At 73.2% G+C, this 17,284-nt stretch carries 16 protein-coding genes and 1 pseudogene; 12 read left to right on the forward strand and 5 right to left on the reverse strand.

Going from position 1 to position 17,284, the window contains the following annotated elements; genetic code table 11:
• The first annotated feature begins 40 nt into the window (after window positions 1-40).
• The 4 genes and pseudogenes from ACPXCB_RS26405 to ACPXCB_RS26420 form a co-directional block, all read left to right on the forward strand.
• Entirely contained in the window at window positions 41-1,666 is a 1,626-nt protein-coding gene (locus ACPXCB_RS26405; RefSeq protein ID WP_425878380.1) for a serine/threonine-protein kinase, read from the forward strand.
• 46 nt (window positions 1,667-1,712) lie between these two features.
• The gene (locus ACPXCB_RS26410) at window positions 1,713-2,726 is read left to right on the forward strand and encodes a hypothetical protein (protein WP_425878382.1); all 1,014 of its coding nucleotides are present in this window, start codon (window positions 1,713-1,715) and stop codon (window positions 2,724-2,726) included.
• 73 nt (window positions 2,727-2,799) lie between these two features.
• Window positions 2,800-3,825, forward strand: a complete 1,026-nt coding sequence (locus tag ACPXCB_RS26415) for a mechanosensitive ion channel family protein (RefSeq protein ID WP_425878384.1) — start codon at window positions 2,800-2,802, stop codon at window positions 3,823-3,825.
• 368 nt (window positions 3,826-4,193) lie between these two features.
• A pseudogene (locus ACPXCB_RS26420) lies at window positions 4,194-4,526 on the forward strand (hypothetical protein); the annotation flags it as partial.
• Window positions 4,527-4,684: 158 nt separating this feature from the next.
• Here ACPXCB_RS26420 and ACPXCB_RS26425 read toward each other — a convergent pair.
• Window positions 4,685-5,446, reverse strand: coding sequence for a FadR/GntR family transcriptional regulator (locus ACPXCB_RS26425; protein ID WP_425878386.1), 762 nt, complete (start codon window positions 5,444-5,446; stop codon window positions 4,685-4,687).
• Between the two features lie 151 nt (window positions 5,447-5,597).
• Here ACPXCB_RS26425 and ACPXCB_RS26430 point away from each other — a divergent pair, with 151 nt between their 5' ends.
• The 8 genes from ACPXCB_RS26430 to ACPXCB_RS26465 all read left to right on the forward strand — a co-directional run bounded on the left by ACPXCB_RS26430 (window position 5,598) and on the right by ACPXCB_RS26465 (window position 13,273).
• A complete protein-coding gene (locus ACPXCB_RS26430; protein ID WP_425878388.1) occupies window positions 5,598-6,887 on the forward strand; it encodes an ABC transporter substrate-binding protein in 1,290 nt (429 codons plus the stop codon).
• Between the two features lie 77 nt (window positions 6,888-6,964).
• Window positions 6,965-7,915 (forward strand): carbohydrate ABC transporter permease, encoded by a 951-nt coding sequence (locus tag ACPXCB_RS26435; RefSeq protein WP_425878389.1) that lies wholly within the window; start codon window positions 6,965-6,967, stop codon window positions 7,913-7,915.
• Complete coding sequence (locus ACPXCB_RS26440) at window positions 7,912-8,727, forward strand: carbohydrate ABC transporter permease (protein WP_151453636.1); 816 nt, start codon at window positions 7,912-7,914, stop codon at window positions 8,725-8,727. The genes ACPXCB_RS26435 and ACPXCB_RS26440 overlap by 4 nt, the downstream gene beginning before the upstream one ends.
• Before the next feature lie 7 nt (window positions 8,728-8,734).
• The gene (gene dgoD / locus ACPXCB_RS26445) at window positions 8,735-9,883 is read left to right on the forward strand and encodes a galactonate dehydratase (RefSeq protein ID WP_425878391.1); all 1,149 of its coding nucleotides are present in this window, start codon (window positions 8,735-8,737) and stop codon (window positions 9,881-9,883) included.
• A gap of 4 nt (window positions 9,884-9,887) precedes the next feature.
• Entirely contained in the window at window positions 9,888-10,526 is a 639-nt protein-coding gene (locus ACPXCB_RS26450; RefSeq protein ID WP_425878392.1) for a bifunctional 4-hydroxy-2-oxoglutarate aldolase/2-dehydro-3-deoxy-phosphogluconate aldolase, read from the forward strand.
• Window positions 10,523-11,476, forward strand: a complete 954-nt coding sequence (locus tag ACPXCB_RS26455) for a sugar kinase (RefSeq protein WP_425878394.1) — start codon at window positions 10,523-10,525, stop codon at window positions 11,474-11,476. The genes ACPXCB_RS26450 and ACPXCB_RS26455 overlap by 4 nt, the downstream gene beginning before the upstream one ends.
• Window positions 11,473-12,738, forward strand: a complete 1,266-nt coding sequence (gene manD, locus ACPXCB_RS26460; RefSeq protein WP_151453658.1) for a D-mannonate dehydratase ManD — start codon at window positions 11,473-11,475, stop codon at window positions 12,736-12,738. The genes ACPXCB_RS26455 and manD overlap by 4 nt, the downstream gene beginning before the upstream one ends.
• A complete protein-coding gene (locus tag ACPXCB_RS26465) occupies window positions 12,728-13,273 on the forward strand; it encodes a gluconokinase (RefSeq protein WP_425878396.1) in 546 nt (181 codons plus the stop codon). Before manD ends, ACPXCB_RS26465 begins: the two co-directional genes overlap by 11 nt.
• A 44-nt stretch (window positions 13,274-13,317) precedes the next feature.
• Here ACPXCB_RS26465 and ACPXCB_RS26470 read toward each other — a convergent pair whose 3' ends face one another.
• Genes ACPXCB_RS26470 through ACPXCB_RS26485 form a run of 4 tightly spaced genes read right to left on the reverse strand, consistent with a single transcriptional unit; the run spans window position 13,318 to window position 17,272 of the window.
• On the reverse strand, window positions 13,318-13,734 hold the full coding sequence (locus tag ACPXCB_RS26470; protein ID WP_425878397.1) for a YchJ family protein: 417 nt from the start codon (window positions 13,732-13,734) through the stop codon (window positions 13,318-13,320).
• Between the two features lie 60 nt (window positions 13,735-13,794).
• Entirely contained in the window at window positions 13,795-14,826 is a 1,032-nt protein-coding gene (locus ACPXCB_RS26475) for a methyltransferase (RefSeq protein WP_425878399.1), read from the reverse strand.
• The gene (locus ACPXCB_RS26480; protein ID WP_425878401.1) at window positions 14,823-16,001 is read right to left on the reverse strand and encodes an aminotransferase class V-fold PLP-dependent enzyme; all 1,179 of its coding nucleotides are present in this window, start codon (window positions 15,999-16,001) and stop codon (window positions 14,823-14,825) included. The genes ACPXCB_RS26475 and ACPXCB_RS26480 overlap by 4 nt, the downstream gene beginning before the upstream one ends.
• A complete protein-coding gene (locus tag ACPXCB_RS26485; RefSeq protein ID WP_425878403.1) occupies window positions 15,998-17,272 on the reverse strand; it encodes a tryptophan 2,3-dioxygenase family protein in 1,275 nt (424 codons plus the stop codon). Before ACPXCB_RS26485 ends, ACPXCB_RS26480 begins: the two co-directional genes overlap by 4 nt.
• Window positions 17,273-17,284 lie beyond the last annotated feature (12 nt).

The following is a 17,284-nucleotide window of genomic DNA, read 5'->3' on the forward strand; positions in this document are numbered from 1 at the left end:
GGGGACGGCCCCGTCGTCCCCGGGGCGGGGAGGTGAACGCGTGACCGGCTGGCAGGTCTCCGGCTACCGCCCGGTGCGGCAGCTCGGCGCCGGCGCGTCCGGCCGGGTGGACCTCGCCGTGCACGAGGCGACCGGCACCCCGGTGGCGATCAAGTACCTCACCGCCGGCATCGGCGACGACCCGGCGTTCCGCACCGCGTTCCGCGCCGAGGCCCGGCTGCTGGCCGGCATCGACGACCCGCACGTCTCCCGCCTCTACGAGTACGTCGAGTCGCCCGGCGGCGCGGCGATCGTCATGGAGCTGGTCAACGGCGTGTCGCTGCGGCAGCTGCTGCGCGCGCACGGAGCGACGACGCCGGAGTCGGCGCTCTGCGTCCTCAAGGGCTCGCTGGCCGGGCTCGGCGCGGCGCACGCCCGGGGCGTCGTGCACCGCGACTACAAGCCCGAGAACGTCCTGGTCACCGCCGAGGGCGCCAGCAAACTGGCTGATTTCGGCATCGCCATGCCGGTGGGTGAGAGCTCCGGGGTCAGCGTCACCGGCACTCCCCGCTACATGGCGCCCGAGCAGTGGACGGGCGCCCCGGCGAGCCCAGCCTGCGACATCTACGCGGCCACCGCCACCTTCTACGAGTGCCTCACCGGCCGGCCGCCCTTCGACGGGCGGGACCTGCTCACCCTGCGCCAGCAGCACGCCCAGGCGCCGATCCCCACCGAATCGGCCCCCGAGCCGGTGCACGAACTGCTGCGGCACGGCATGGCCAAGCAACCGGCCGAGCGGCCGCAACCCGCCCAGGTCTTCCTCGCCGTGCTGGAGCGGGTGGCGGCCGAGGCGTACGGGCGGCGGTGGGAGGAGCGTGGCCTGCGCGAGCTGGCCCGGCGGGCGGCCCTGCTCGCCGCCCTCCTGCCGTTCCCGGACGGCACCGGCGGGGCCACCAGCCTGGCCAGCACCGCGTTCGGCGAGGCGACGGACCGGTGGACGTGGCTGCGATCCGGCCGGGCCCGCGCGGCGCTGGTCGGCGGCGGGCTGGCGGCGGCGCTGCTGCTCGGCGGCGCCGGGTTCAGCTACGCCGGCCGCGACGAGCCGCTGCCCGCCGCCGGGACGACCGCACCCGAGGCGCCGGCGGAGCCGACGGGTGCGCCGTCCGCGTCGACCCCCGCGCCGAGCCCGACGGCCGGTACGACGCCCACCCCGACCCCTCCCGTCGCACCGACGGTGACGACGGCCGCACCGGAGCCGGCCGGTACCGGCGCGCCGGCGACGTCGGCCCCCGCGCCGCCGACCGCGTCGGCCAGCGCCAGCGCCGCGCCGGCGGACACCGTCGCGCCCTCCGTCGGCCGGGTCGCGGCCAGCCCGAGCGAACTCGACCCCCGCGGCTGCCCGTACGGGCCGACGTCCAGCACGATCTCCGCGGTCGTCGCCGACGACCGTACGGCCACCGGGGAGCTGAGAGTGAGCCTGCGGTACACGCTGGACGGTCGCACCACCGAGGTGCCCATGGCGTCGGGCGCGCGCGGGGTGTTCCGGGGCGTCCTGGGCGAGCTGCCCCAGCCGAAGACCAGCACCCGGATCCCGGTCCGGGTCGTCGCCGTGGACGAGGCCGGCAACGCCTCGCCCGAGAGCTCGCCGGTCCACGTGACGCTGCGTTCGTTCTGCACGCCGGGCTGAAGCCCGACACTTCGATGCCGACCACGACGACGGAGGGCGGGCCGCCGTGACCCAGCCGAACGACCCGACCGAGGCGCTGCCCACCCGCCGTCAGCCGGACGACGGCGCGGCGACCGCCCGCCTCGGCGCCCACCATCCGCAGCCACGGGCGGAGCCGACGGCGCACCTGCCGTCGCGCGACGCGACCGTGTACCTGGCCGGTGGAGAGCCGACCGTGCACCTGGCGGCGGGAGAGCCGACGGCGCACCTGCCTTCGCGCGACGCGACCGGGTACCTGGCGGGCACGGCACCATCCCCGGCTTCGGGTGAGCCGACCGTGCACCTGGGGGCGGGGGAGCCGACGGCGTTCCTGGCCCACGGTGCGGCGACCGTGCGCCCGGACCCCGGCGAGGCGACGCTGCCGCAGCGCGCCCTGGGCGGGGGGCCCGGGCCGTGGCCGGCGGCGCGGCACGCACCGGGGGAGTGGACCGCCCGAGCGACGGCCACGGAGGTCGGGCAGGTGGCCGGCACCGGGCGTACCACCGCGCCCGGTCCGGGGACGCAGCTCGGCGGGTCCGCCGTCCCGCCCGGCGGGGAGGTGCGGTTCGGGCCGGGCGTGCCGACGACCCCGCCACCGGCACCCGCGTGGCCGGCGCCGCCGCGACGGCGGTCGGCGTGGCGGACGGTGGCCTCGGTGCTGTCGACCCTGCTGACCGTCGCCCTGCTCGCCGCCGTCGGCCTCTACCTCTGGCAGCGGATCAGCCCGCTCGAGGTGACCGGGGTGACGGTGGCGGTTCCGCAGCCGGCCGGCGACCGGTGCGACGTCACCGTCGACGTGGTCGCCACCGTGTCGACCAACGGCCGGGCGGGGGAGATCCGCTACCAGTGGCTGCGCACCGGCAGCGCGCCCGGCAGCCTGCTCACCGAGCGGGTCGGGTACGGCCAGCGCACCGTCGAGTTGACGCTGCGCTGGGCCTTCAGCGGTGTGGGCAGCACGACCGAGACGGCCACGGTCAACATCACCTCACCGGCTCCGGTGCAGGCCCAGGCCCCGGTGTCCTACGGCTGCCGGCGCCGCTGACCGGGCGTTTCCCCGATCGCCGCCGGGGGTAGGTCGGGCCGGACGAACCCGGATGCCGTGTGGAGGAATTCCGATGAGAGACAACTTCGGCGACGCGGTGGGGGACGCCCTCCGTTCGGTGATGCTGTTCCTGCCCAAGGCCGTCGCCTTCGTGGCGATCCTGGTGGCCGGCTGGCTGATCGCCAAGGCCGTGCTGAAGATCGTGGACAAGGTGCTGGAGCGGGTGGGCTTCGACCGTGCCGTGGAACGCGGTGGGGTCCGCCGGGCCCTGGCCCGCTCCCGGTACGACGCCAGTGACATCGTCGCCAAGCTCGCCTACTACGGCGTGCTGCTGGTGACCCTCCAGCTGGCCTTCGGCATCTGGGGGCCGAACCCCATCTCCGACCTGATCGCGGGTGTGATCGCCTGGCTGCCCCGCGCCTTCGTCGCGATCGTCATCGTCGTGGTGGCCGCCGCCATCGCCAACGCGGTGAAGGACATCATCAGCGGCGCCCTCGGCGGGCTGTCGTACGGCCGGCTCCTGGCCACCATCGCCTCCGTGTTCATCCTCGGCCTGGGCGTCATCGCCGCGCTCAACCAGATCGGCGTGGCCACCGCGGTCACCACTCCGGTGCTGATCGCGGTGCTGGCCACCGTCGGCGGCATCCTCGTCGTCGGGGTGGGCGGCGGGCTGGTCCGTCCCATGCAGAGCCGCTGGGAGTCGTGGCTGAGCCGGGCCGAGCACGAGTCGCGGCTGATCGCCACGCACGCGCGCGCCTACCAGGCCGGACGCCGCGACAGCGAGGCCCACCTCGCCGCGGCGGCCACGAACGGCGACCCGGACGCCACGCAGGTGGTCTCCGGCCCGCGCGTCGGCACCGACCCGGAGGCCACGCAGGTGGTCTCCGCGCCGCGCGTCGGCACCGACCCGGAGGCCACGCAGGTGGTCTCCGGTGCCCGCGTCGACGCCGACCCGACCGTGCCCGTGCCGCGCCAGGGCGACCCGGACGCCACCCAGGTCACCTCGGGCGGCGCCACCGTCCCGGCCGGCCCGGCCGGCGAGGAGAGCGAGGCCACCATGGTGATCCCGCCGCTGGAGGGCGAGCAACGCCGCCGCTGACCGCACCGCCGGGGGTGGGATCCACATCGGATCTCACCCCCGGTGTGTGTCCGGCGAAGGGCGCGACGGCCCGGGCCGGCGTGGCTACCATCGCGGCATGACGTGGCGATGTTGATGCACTGCTAGGGGCCACTGCCGTGGGCCGCCACGGTCGCCGTACGTCCGGCGCCGTTTCGTCCCCACGGGAAGGTCCCATGACTGTCCACCCTCCGCGCGTGCCCCGACACGCGCGTCCGCCGGCTGGCGGCCACCTCTACGGGTACGCGTTCCTCAGCGAACTCGTCCTGCTCTATCCGCTGTATGCGCTGCTGTTCAGCGACACCGGCCTGTCGGTGTGGCAGATCTCGTCGCTGTTGGCCCTGGCCTTGGCCCTGGTCGCGGGGGCGCTGTCCGCCCGGCCGGCCGGCTTCGCGCTGGTCGCGGCCGCGTTCTGCGGCTTCCAGCTCGCCACCGTGCTCGTTGACGCCCGGTTGCAGGCCCGGATCACCGGGGGCAGCCGCGCCACCGTCACCTCGCTGGCCGGGATGGCCACCGACGTGACGGTCATCGCGGTCTACGGCGGCTACGGCCTGCTCGCCACCGGGGTCGCGTTCGCGGTGGCGGCGGTGCCGTACCTGATCGTGGCGCTGTTGCTGGTGACCCGCGTGGGCCGCTCGGCCCGCCGCGGGCCGGCGCGGACGACCGCCGGGCACGCCGGCTGACCACGGCCCGGCGGCGGTCCGTGCGACCGCCGCCGGGCCCGTCACCCGTCAGCCGGAACGACCATCGGTGGCCCTCGAGGTCCGGGGGCTCGCGCACGCGCAGGCTCGTCGGCGGCGAGCCGCTCGCGCCGGTACGCCGTCAGCCCGGCGGGCGGCCCTCAGGCGCCGGCGGTCTCGCCGGTCTGCTCCCAGATCGAGCTCATCTCGTCGAAGGCCTGCTCCATGAGCTGCACCATGGCCCGCCGGGCGCGCTCGCCGTCGCGCCGCTGGATCGCCTGGGCCACCTCGGCGTGCAGTTGGAGGGCCTGCTCGTGCGGGTGGTGCGGCATCAGGTGGTGCTGGTGCCGGCCGGTGAGCACCTCCGCGATCAGGTCCTGCAACCGGACGAACATCTCGTTGCCGGAGGCGACCAGGATCCGGCGGTGGAATTCTATGTCGAGCTGGAGGAAGCGCTCCTCGTCGCCGGCTTTGCCGGCGGCCCACATCTTCGCCGCGAGCCCGACCAGGTCGCTCGCCTCGTCGTGGCCGACCCGGTTGGCGGCCAGCCAGGCGGCGTGCGGCTCGATGGCGGTCCGCAGCTCGGTGATCGAGCGTAGCTGGACGATGCGCCCGGCCGAGGCGAGCCGCCAGCGGATCACCTGCGGATCGAAGACGTTCCAGTCCTCGGACGGGCGGATCATGACCCCGACGCGGCGGCGGGTCTCGATGAACCCGATCGAGGCGAGCACGCGCAGCACCTCGCGCACGACCGAGCGGGACACGGCGTAGCGGTCCACCAGGTCGTCGATGTTGAGGACCGCCCCGGGTGCCAGCTCGCCGTCGCAGATGGCCGTGCCGAGGCGGTCGAGGACGCGCGCGTGCAGGCCAGCCTCGGCAGGGGCGAGCTGGGCGGCCACAGCCCCCGGGGAGGACGATTTCACGTTACGGAGCATATCAGTTGGGTCTACCCCTTGTATAAATCTGTTTTTTCGGCCTAGCATCCGGTTGTTAAGCGGATGTAAACCGCGAGGTGGCGGCCCACCCGTCAGGGTGGCGGCCACGGCCACGGCCACGGCATAAGGAGAGTTGGACGTGAGACGTCGATCAGTTATCGGGACTTCCCTGGCGATGGTCGTCGCCCTCGGCCTGTCCGCCTGCGGTGGCGGCGGGGACGACGCCGGCGGCTCGAACACCGTTCGCGTGACGCTGGTGAACCACGTCTGGACGGAGAACATCAAGAAGGCGCTGCCGGAGTTCGAGAAGCAGTCTGGCCTGAAGGTGGAGGTCACCCAGCTCGGTGAGGACCAGCTCTCCGACCAGTACAACGTCAAGCTGAACGCGGGGTCCAAGGACCTGGACGTGATGATGTACCGGCCGCTGCAGGAGGGGAAGCTGTTCGCCAAGAACAAGTACCTCGCCGACCTGACCGAGAAGAGCAAGTCGGACAGCGCGTTCGAGGTCGGTGACTTCCAGTCCGGACCGGTGCAGGCGACCACGTACGAGGACAAGGTGGTCGGCGTGCCGATCATCACCGAGCAGGAGGTCCTCTACTACCGCAAGGACCTGCTGGAGAAGTCCGGCTTCACCGCCCCGCCGAAGACCCTCGACGAGCTCAAGGCGCAGGCGGCGAAGGTCGAGGCGGACAACCCGGGTGTGGCGGGCTTCGTGGCCCGTACCGGCAAGTCGGCCGCGGTCACCCAGTTCTCCAGCTTCCTGTACAGCTTCGGCGGCGACTTCGTCGACGCCAGCGGCAAGGCCTCGATCAACACCGAGCAGGCCAAGCAGGCGTACGCCTACTACGGCGGGCTGCTGCGTGAGCACGGCCCGGAGAACATCAGCACCGACATGAGCTGGTCCGAGGCGATGGCGATCTTCACCCAGGGCAAGGCGGCCTTCTACACCGAGGCCAACTCGCTCTACAAGAACGCCACCGACCCGGCCAAGTCGAAGGTCTCCGACACCGTCGGGTTCGCGGCCTTCCCGGCCGGCCCGGCCGGCTCGAAGCCGTACAACGTCCCGTCCTGGGCGCTCGGCGTCAACGAGGCCTCGAAGAACCAGGACAACGCCTGGAAGTTCATCCAGTGGGCGGCCGGCAAGGAGCAGGCGCTGGCCCAGCAGAAGGCCGGCGTGCCCAGCGCCCGTACCTCCGTCTGGGAGAACCCGGAGGGCGCGGCGACCTACCCGAAGGACCTCGCCGAGGCCACCACGGTCAGCACCGCCAACGGCGTGGGCCACGACCGGCCGCTGGTCGAGAAGGTCGCCCAGGCGCGGGAGATCGTCGGCCAGCCGATCGTCGACGCGATCACCGGCAAGGACGCGGCCGCCTCGGCGGACGCGGCCAACGAGGCGTTCCAGAAGTTCCTCGACGACGAGGCGAAGTAGCCCGAAGCGCAGGTGGCGGAGCCGACCGGCTCCGCCACCCCGCGTCGGGCCGCTGCCCTGACCCACCCGGAGACCTCATGTCAGCCGTCACCACACCAGTCAAAAGATCGCCCGAGGCGCGTCCGGCGTCCCCGGAGACCTCGGCCTGGTCGCGCTGGGCCAACGCGCACCGCAAGTGGCTCTTCGCGGCACCCGCCATGTTGTTCGTCGCCGTGCTGATCGTCTTTCCGGTGGCGTGGACCGGGTACCTCAGCCTGACCGACGCCGAGGGCTCGGTCCGTGCCGAGAGCTCGTTCATCGGCTTCCAGAACTACCTCGACGTGCTCGGCGACACCGACCGGTTCTGGCCGGCCGTGTGGCGCACCGCCCTCTTCACCGGCGTCGTGCTCTTCTTCGAGGTCGTCCTCGGCATGGCGATCGCCCTGCTGCTGTGGCGGCCGTTCCGCGGTGAGAAGTGGGTCCGGGTCGCGATCCTCCTGCCGCTGGTGGCCACCCCGGTCGCGGTCGGCATGATGTGGCGGCTGATCTTCGACCCCAACATCGGCATGGCCAACCAGGTGCTCGGCTGGGTCGGCATCGACCCCCAGCCCTGGCTCTCCGGGCAGAACTCGGCCCTGCCGACGACGATGTTCATCGACATCTGGCAGTGGACCCCGATGGTCGTGCTGATCCTGCTCGCCGGCCTGACGTCGCTGTCCGACGAGCCGCAGGAGGCGGCGCTGATCGACGGCGCCAGCACCTGGCAGCGGTTCCGGCACGTCACCCTGCCGCTGCTGATGCCCACCGTGATCGTCGCGATCCTGCTGCGCGGCATCGACGCACTGAAGACCTTCGACATCCTCTACGCCACCAAGGGGCGCGGCGGCGGGTCGTTCCACGAGGTGGAGACCCTGAACGTGTACGCCTACGGGCTCAGCTTCGACTACAACGACTACGGCGTCTCATCGACCGTCCTCATCATCTTCTTCCTGATCATCATCGGGGTGATGTGGGCCCTGACCTACCGCAAGAAGGGGCTGGACCGATGAAGCTGCGCAGGCCGTACAAGATCTTCCGCACGGTGGCCCTCGTCCTCGTCGTGCTGTCGCTGATCGCGCCGCTGGTGTGGATGGTCGCCGCGTCGTTGAAGACGAACGTCGACATCTACGACACCGACAAGGCGTTCGTCTTCTCCCCGACGATGGACAACTACTCCAACGTGCTCCAGCAGGCGAACTACATCCAGTTCATCGGCAACAGCCTCTGGGTGGCGCTCGCGGCCACCGTGCTGTCGCTGCTGCTCGGCGTGCCCGCCGCGTACTCGATGAGCCGCTTCAACATGAAGAAGTCCGCGCTCGTCGTGCTCATGGCGCGGGTCATCCCCGGCGTCTCGCTGCTGGTGCCCTGGTACTACGTCTTCTCGAACCTGCAGATGGTCGGCGGGTTCACCGTGCTGATCCTCAGCCACATGTTCGTGTCGCTGCCGCTGATCGTCTACATCATGATGGGCTACTTCGACGGCCTGCCGACCGAGCTCGAGGAGGCGGCACTCGTCGACGGGCTGACCCACATCGGCGCGTTCCGGCGGATCACCCTGCCGCTGTCGGTGCCCGGCATCGCCACCGCCGGCATCCTGTCGTTCATCTTCTCCTGGAACAACTTCATGTTCGCCCTCGTGCTGTCCGGGGCCGACACCAAGACGCTCCCGGTGGCGATCTTCGACTTCGTCGGCTACGCCAGCATCGACTGGGGCGGCCTGATGGCGGCGGCCACGGTGGTCACCCTGCCGATCATGCTGATCGCCCTGTTCGTGCAGAAGTACGTCGTCTCCGGCCTCACCGCCGGCGCCACGAAGGGCTGAGGACACCATGACCACGATCGAACGGGTGGAGACCTTCCTCGTCGCGCCGCGCTGGCTGTTCGTCCGCGTCGAGACGTCCTCCGGGATCGTCGGCTGGGGCGAGGCGACCTGCGAGGGCCGCTCCGAGACCGTCCGCACCGCCGTCGAGCAACTCAGCGAGCTGCTGGTCGGCCGGGACGCGCTGCGCATCGAGGACCACTGGCAGGTCATGACCAAGGGCTCGTTCTACCGGGGCGGGCCGATCCTGGCCAGCGCCGTCGCCGGGCTCGACCAGGCGCTGTGGGACATCGCCGGCAAGCACTTCGGCGCGCCGGTGCACCAGCTGCTCGGCGGCCCGGTCCGGGACCGGATCCGGGTCTACGGCTGGGTCGGCGGCGACGAGCCGAGCGAGGTACGCGACCAGATCGCCGCCGCCGTCGCCACCGGCCTGACCGCGGTGAAGATGAACGCCTCCGGCCGGATGAGCACCGTCGCGTCCGTCGCCGAGATCGACGGCGTGGTGCAGCGGGTGGCCGCCGCCCGCGAGGTGCTCGGCGACGAGCGGGACGTGGCGGTCGACTTCCACGGCCGGTTCACCCTCGCCACCGCCCGCCGGGTCGCCCCGCTGCTCGAGCCGTACCGGCCGTTCTTCCTGGAGGAGCCGGTGGTGCCGGAGAACTCGCACCTCATCGGCGAGTTCGTCCGGTGCACCACCACGCCGGTGTCGACGGGGGAGCGGCTCTACAACCGGCAGGAGTTCCTGCCGGTGCTCCAGGCCGGCATCGCGGTCGCCCAGCCGGACCTCTCGCACGCCGGCGGCATCACCGAGGTGCGCAAGATCGCCGCGCTGGCCGAGGTGTACGACGTGCAGCTCGCCCCGCACTGCCCGCTCGGGCCGATCGCGCTCGCCGCCTGCCTCCAGGTCGGCTTCGCCACGCCGAACTACCTGATCCAGGAACAGAGCATCGGCATCCACTACAACCTCGGCGCCGAGGTGCTCGACTACTGCCTCGACAAGACCCCGCTGACGTTCGTCGACGGGTACGTCGAGCGGCTCACGGCACCCGGCCTCGGCATCGAGATCGACGAGCACGCCGTACGGGCGGCGGACAAGCGCGGACACGCGTGGCGCAGCCCCACGTGGCGGCACCGCGACGGCTCCTACGCGGAATGGTGATCACATGACCGTCAACCTGACCGCCGAACTGACCGCGGCCCGGATCCTCGCGATCATCCGCGGCACCGACACCGCCGCCGCGATCGCCGCCGGCACCGCGCTGCTCCAGGAGGGCGTACGCGTCGTCGAGGTGGCCCTCACCACGCCGGACGCCCTCGGGGCGATCGAGGCGCTGCGCGCGGCGGTCCCCGCCGGGTCGCTGGTCGGGGCCGGCACGGTGCTCACCACCGCCGACGTCGCCGAGGTGGCCGCCGCGGGCGCGCAGTTCGTGGTGACGCCGGCCGTGGTCGAGTCGATCGCCGAGGCGGCGCGCCGGGGCCTCCCGGTGGCCGCCGGGGCGCTCACCCCGACCGAGGCCTACACCGCGGTGCGGATGGGAGCGTCGGCGGTCAAGCTCTTCCCGGCGTCGGTCGGCGGCCCGGCGTACCTCAAGGCGGTGCGCGACCCCTTCCCGGACATCCCGTTCGTCGCGGTCGGCGGCGTCGGCCGCGACGACGTGCCCGCCTACTTCCGGGCCGGCGCGATCGCGGTCGGCCTCGGCGGTCCCCTGGTCGGCGACGCCGCCTCCGGCGGCGACCTGGACGCCCTGCGGGCGCGGGCGCGCAGCTACCTCGCCGCCGTGCGGGAGTCGACGCCGTCATGACCGCACCCGACCTGCTCACCGTCGGCGAGGCTCTGGTGTCGCTGCGCTCGGCCGGCCCGCTCGCCGCCGGGGGACCGCTGACCATGCACCTGGCCGGCGCCGAGTCCAACGTGGCCGTCGCGGTGGCCCGGCTGGGCCACCGGGCCGCCTGGGTCGGCCGGGTCGGCGCCGACGAGTTCGGCGAGTACGTGCTGCGTCAGCTGCGCGCCGAGGGCGTCGCCGTCGACGGCGTGACCCGCGACCCGGACCGGCCGACCGGCCTGATGTTCCTGGAGCGGCGCACCGCCGACCTGACCCGGGTGCAGTACCACCGGGCCGGATCGGCCGGCTCCGCCCTCGGCGTCGACGACCTGCGGGCGCCGCTGGCCGCCGGCGCGCGGACGCTGCACCTGAGCGGCATCACCCCGGCGCTGTCCGACACCGCCCGCGCGGCCACCCGGTGGGCGGCCGAGGCCGCCGTCGCCGCCGGCATCCCGGTGTGCCTCGACGTCAACCACCGCGAACGCCTCTGGTCCCGCGACACCGCCCGTGAGGTGCTCACCCCGCTGGCCGGGTACGCCTCGACCGTCGTCGCCTCCGCCGACGAGCTGGACCTCGTCGGCGACCCCGGAGCCGACGAGTCCACCGTCGTGGCGGACCTGCTGCGCCGCGGGGTGGACACGGTCCTGGTCAAGCTGGGCTCCGACGGCGCCCGCGCGCACACCCGCGAGGGGGTCCGGCGGGCCGAGGCGCTGACCGTGACCGCCGTCGACGCCGTCGGCGCCGGGGACGCGTTCACCGCCGGCTACCTGTCCGGCTGGTTCGACGGGCTCGACCTGGCCGGTCGGCTGCGCCGCGCGGCCACCCTCGGCGCCTTCGCGGTCTCCAGCCCCGGCGACTGGGAAGGGCTGCCGCGCCGCGCCGAACTGTCCCTCCTCGACGGCCACGAGGCCGGAGACGTCCTCCGCTGACCACCGAGCACCCCGAAGAAGAAAGGCACCCCGTGAAGATCGTCGCCGCTGACGTCATCGTCTCCAGCCCCGACCGCAACTTCGTCACCCTGAAGATCACCACGGAGGACGGCGTCACCGGCCTGGGAGACGGCACCCTCAACGGACGGGAACTCTCGGTCGCCTCGTACCTGCGCGACCACGTCGTCCCGCTGCTGATCGGCCGGGACGCGCACCGCATCGAGGACGCCTGGCAGTTCCTCTACCGCTCGGCGTACTGGCGTCGCGGGCCGGTCACCATGGCCGCCATCGCGGCGGTCGACGTGGCCCTGTGGGACATCAAGGCCAAGGCCGCCGGCATGCCGCTGTACCAGCTGCTGGGCGGGGCGTCGCGCACCGGGATCATGGCCTACGGCCACGCCTCCGGCCGGGACCTGCCGGAGCTGTTCGACTCGATCCGCCGGCACCTCGACGAGGGCTACCGCTCGATCCGGGTGCAGACCTCGGTGCCGGGCATCAACGCCGTGTACGGGGTCGCCGCCCAGCCCAGCGCCGACGGCAAGCGGTACGACTACGAGCCGGCGCAGCGCATCCCGCTGCCGGCCGAGGAGGACTGGGACACCCGCTCCTACCTGCGCCACCTGCCCGGCGTGTTCGAGGCGGTCCGCAACGAGTTCGGCCCGGAGCTGCCGCTGCTGCATGACGGCCACCACCGGATGACCCCCATCCAGGCCGCCAAGCTGGGCAAGGCGCTGGAGCCGTACGACCTGTTCTGGCTGGAGGACTGCACCCCGGCGGAGAACCAGGAGGCGCTGCGGCTGGTCCGCCAACACACCACCACGCCGCTGGCGATCGGCGAGGTCTTCAACACCGTCTGGGACTACCAGACGCTCATCCGCGAGCAGCTCATCGACTACGTCCGCTCCGCCGTCACCCACACCGGTGGCATCACGGCCATGCGCAAGCTGCTCGACTTCGCCGCCCAGTACCAGATCAAGTCCGGCATCCACGGCCCGACCGACATCTCGCCCGTCGGCATGGCCGCCGCCCTGCACCTGGACCTGGCCATCCACAACTTCGGCATCCAGGAGTACATGCGGCACGGGGCGCTCACCAACGAGGTGTTCCGGCAGTCGTTCACCTTCGCCGACGGCTACCTGCACCCGGGGGAGCAGCCCGGGCTCGGCGTCGAGCTGGACGAGGAGGCCGCCGCGAAGTTCCCGTACGTGCCGGCGTACCTGCCGTTCAACCGGCTCCAGGACGGCACCGTCCATGACTGGTGAGGGCGCGTCCCCGACGCGGCACGTGGTCGTGATGGGGGTGTCCGGCGCCGGCAAGACGACCGTGGCCCGGGGCATCGCCGCCCGTACCGGACTGGTCTTCGCCGAGGCCGACGAATTCCACACGCCGGCGCACGTGGCACAGATGCGCGCCGGCGTGCCGCTGGACGACGCCGCCCGCCTGCCCTGGCTGCGCGAGCTGGCCGGCTGGATGGCCGCCCGCGCCGCCGAGGGCGTGTCGACGGTGCTGGCCTGCTCGGCGCTGCGGAGGTCCTACCGCGACACGCTGCGGCAGGGGCCGCCGAGCGTCGAGTTCGTCCACCTGGACGGCGCCGCCGAGGTGATCCGGGAGCGGATGGCCCGGCGTGCCGGGCACTTCATGCCGCCGAGCCTGCTGGAGTCGCAGCTGGCCACCCTGGAGCAGCACCACCCGGACGAGTCGGTGCTGGTGCTCGACCTGGCGCTGACGCCGGACGAACTCGTCTCGGCGGCGGTCGACCGGCTCGGCCTGGCGCGCGGCGTCGCCGCCAGCGGCTGAGCGCGTCCCGGTCGCGGTGTCCAGGCGCCGCGACCGGGCGACTGTCAGTCGGGCAGCGCGTCGAGGTAGACCCAGCGGCCGTCCTCGCGGACGAACCGGCTGCGCTCGCTCTGCGTGCCCGGCTGGCCGCCGGCGCGGTGGTGGGCCCGGAACTCGACGGTGCCGGTGGCGTCGAACAGCCCGCCCCGGTCGGTGTCGAGGATCTCCAGGCTTGTCCAGCGTTGGCCGGGGTCGAGGTCGAGGGCGCCCGGCCGGGTCGAGGAGTGCCAGCTGCGCAGCAGGTACGCGGTGTCGCCGACGGCGAAGGCGCTGTACCGCGAGCGCATCAGCGCCTCGGCGGTCGCCGCGTCCGCCTCGCCCCGGTGCAGCCGCCCGCAACACCCGGCGTACGGCTGGCCGGCGCCGCAGGGGCAGGGCCGGTCACGGTCGTCGGCCGCCCGCCGGCGGGATCGCTTCGCCACCGGCCCATTCTGGCCGACGGCCCGGCGCGGCCGGCGTCCGCACCCCGCCGGCTCGGCGGATCACACCTCGGCCACCGGTTTGTACGCGCAGACCACCTCCCAGCCGCCGGGCAGCACGGCCACCCGGTCGAAGCCGACCTCCTTGAGCAGGCCGGTGTAGTACTCGACCTCCCGCAGCCGGCTGACGCAGCTGTCGACCCCGATGAGGAAGTAGCTCCAGAAGAACTGCATCGCCAGCCGGTCCGGGGTGCGGAACTCCTCGCAGATCACCAGCAGCCCGCCCGGTTCGAGGGCCGCGTACGCCTTCTCGACCAGCCGGCGGGCGACGTCGTTGGGCCAGTCGTGTAGCACCCGGACGAACGCCATGGCGTCGTAGCCCGTGGGCAGCGGCTCGGCGAAGAAGTCGCCGCCGACGAAACCCAGCCGGTCGGCATGCCCCGTACGCGCCCGGGTGGCCGCCACCAGCGGCGCCACGGCCGGCAGGTTGTACACGTCGGCCCGCAGCCCCGGGGCGTCGTCGAGGACGTGCGCGGCGAGCGTGCCGTCGCCCCCGCCGACGTCCAGCAGGCGACGGCGGTCCGGCCACAGCCGGTCGGCGTTGCGGTGCACCGTCTCGATCACCGGGCCGAGACCGACGGCCATGCTGCGCTCGAAGTCGGCGGTCTGCTCGTCGGTCTTCGGGGGCCAGGCGAAGTCGTCGTCGCTCATGCTCACCTCGCCCCGCAGGCTCTCGGCCAGCCGCCCGTGCAGCCGCCGCCAGGGGTAGCGGTCCCGGTCGCGTTCGACGGCGCCGGGGCCGACGACCGCCGTGACGGCGTCCCGGAGGCCGGGCACCGCGCGGTACGTGGCCGTCGTGATGTCGTCGCCCGGCTCGCTGCGCTCGACGACGCCGAGGCTCTCCAGGCAGTCGAGGAACTTGTAGAGCCGCAGGGGCCGTACGCCGAACCGGGCGGCCAGCTCGCCGAGGCTCGCCGGCCCGGGCTCCAGCGCGTCGAGCAGTCCCATGCCGAGCGCGGTCTCCAGCACGTCCATGGCCTTGGGCCCGTTGGCGAGCAGACTCATCAGCGCCCGGGGGGACAGCGTGACCTTCACCGTTTCAGCTCCTCTTCCAGGGCGTCCATGAACGTGTCGATCTCGTCGAGGGTGTTGTAGACGTGCGGGCCGACCCGCAGGTGGCCCCGCCAGCTGCAGACCATGTCGCGCGCGACCAGCCGCCGCTTGACGGCCTCGCCGTCGGCGACGTCCAGGCAGACGACGCCGCCGCGCCGGTGCGGGTCCGTCGGGCTGACCACGTCGATGCCGGCCGCGGCGGCCCGGTCCAGGACCCGTTGGGTGCAGGCGAGCGAGTGCCGGCGGATCGCGTCGACGCCCACCCCGGCCAGCAGGTCCAGGCCGACCTGGGAGACCAGCGAGGTGAGGGGGAACGGGGTGCCGCCGGCGAACCGCCGGGCCCCGTCGGCCCAGCCGGTCGACGGCTGGAACGTGAACGCCCGGTCGCCGGCCTGCCAGCCGGTGGCCGCCGGCTCCAGCTCCGGGACCAGGCCCGGGCGGACGTAGAGGAAGGCGGTGCCGACCCCGCACAGCCACTTGTGCGCGCCGCCGAGGACCACGTCGACGCCGAGCGCCGTCACGTCCAGCGGCATCACCCCGACGCTCTGGAAGGCGTCGACCACCACCAGGGCGCCGACGTCGTGGGCGCGTCGCACCAGCCGGTGCAGGTCGATGGTGGCGCCGGAGGAGAAGCTGGCGTGCGGGACGCACACCAGCAGCGTGCGTTCGTCGACGCGCGCCTCGAGGGCGTCCTCGTCGAACCGCGGGCCGCCCGAGCCGACCACGTCGAGTCGGGCGCCGTAGCGGCGGAACGCGTTCCAGATGAACGGCACCGTCGGGTACTCGAGGTCTGTGGTGACGATCCGGTCGCGCGGCGGGCGGTAGTCGAAACAGGACGCCACCCGGGCGAGCAGCGTGCTGAGGTTCGCGTCCGTGACGACGCTGCCCGCCGGCGCGCCGATGAGGGCGGCGACCGAGTCGGCGTACCGGTCGAGGCCGACGTGCCAGCCCTGCCAGACCTCGTCGCGCCAGCTCCGCAGCGTCTCCCAGTAGCCGGTGAGGACGTGTTCCGCCCCTCTGGGCACCGCGCCGGTGGAGTTGTTGTTGAGATAGACGGCGCTCTGGAGCAGGGGGAACTCGGCGCGCAGGGCGGCGTGCGCGGTGGCGTCGAGGCACTCGGGCCTGTGCGCGTCAGGGTGCGGTTCGGGCGGGCTCACTCGGGGCTGCCTCCGGTCGGTTCGGTCGGGGACGGGGATCGGGAGTCGTCGGCGACGGAGGTGAAGACCGGGATGGACCGGACGGCGGCCAGGTAGGGCGTGCCCTCCGTGTAGCCGGTGCCGGGGCGGGGGCCGAGCATCCGGGTCGCCAGCCGGTGGTGCGTACGCCGCCACTGGACGACCGCAGCGGCGAACGACCGCATCTCCTCCTCGACCCGCCCGCCGCCGGGCGCGGCGAGCAGGCCGTCGCGTACGGCGGCCCGGAACGCGTCGTCGACCGACGGCCGCCCGGCGTGCACCCGGTCGCGGACCTCCGGCACCTGCTGGTAGGCGGCCGAGTCCAAGCGCGACCCCTCGGGGGTACGGCACAGCGACTCCACCAGCTTGTAGGAGCGCGACTGGATGGCGCTCGCCCCCTCGGTGAACTCCCGGAAAGTCCGGAACGCCTCCGGATGCATGGTGGCCAGCAGCGAGAACAGCGGTCCGGCGGCGGTGAGCTGTTCGCGGGCGTACGCCAGCCGCTCGACCGCTGGCCCCGCATCGCCGGCGGTCAGGGCGGCGACGGTGGCGCGCAGCTCGTCGGCGATTCCCGCGAAGAGGCACTCGTACGCCTGGAGCACCCGGATGAACAGGTACTCGTCGTGTGTCACGTGGACCGGCAGCATGCTCAGCCGCAGCACCAGCTCCCCGGTGGGATCCGGGTCGGCGGCGAGGGCCCGCAGCTCGTCCGGGGTCGCCACCGCCTCCCGGTGGGGGACCGTGCCGGCCAGGCCCATCCGGACGAGAGCGGGGGACGCGGCCCGTACGCCGAGCCGGTAGCGCTTGGCCACCACGTCCCGGCTCGGGCGCCGCTCGGGCAGCAGGTCGGTGGTGCCGGAGGCGGCGGTCAGCTCGAAGGCGAGCGCGTCGGCGACCAGGCGGACGAGGAGCCGGTCCCGGTCCCGCCGGGCACCGACCGGGTCGGCGGCCGGCCCGTCGTCGACGTCGTCCCCGCAGGGCAGCCGGAGCAGCCGCAGCGCCAGGTAACTGCGGTAGTCGTACCGGCCGTCCCACTTGTCGAGCGCGGCGTCGAGGAAGTCACCCAGCAACCGGGCATGGGCATCCCGCGCGGCCGCCGGCACCGTCGACTGCGCACGGGCCTGGTCGAGCAGGGCCAGCAGTTCCTTCTCGACGAAGTGTTTGCCGACCCGGTGAAACTCCGCCAGCACGGCGGAGTATGGGAAACTGTCGGGCTCACCGGCACCGGACAGCCAACTCGTCAGTTCACGCACGAACCGCACCTC

The sequence above is a fragment of the Micromonospora sp. DT62 genome, assembly GCF_049847285.1.
GTDB lineage: Bacteria > Actinomycetota > Actinomycetes > Mycobacteriales > Micromonosporaceae > Micromonospora > Micromonospora reichwaldensis.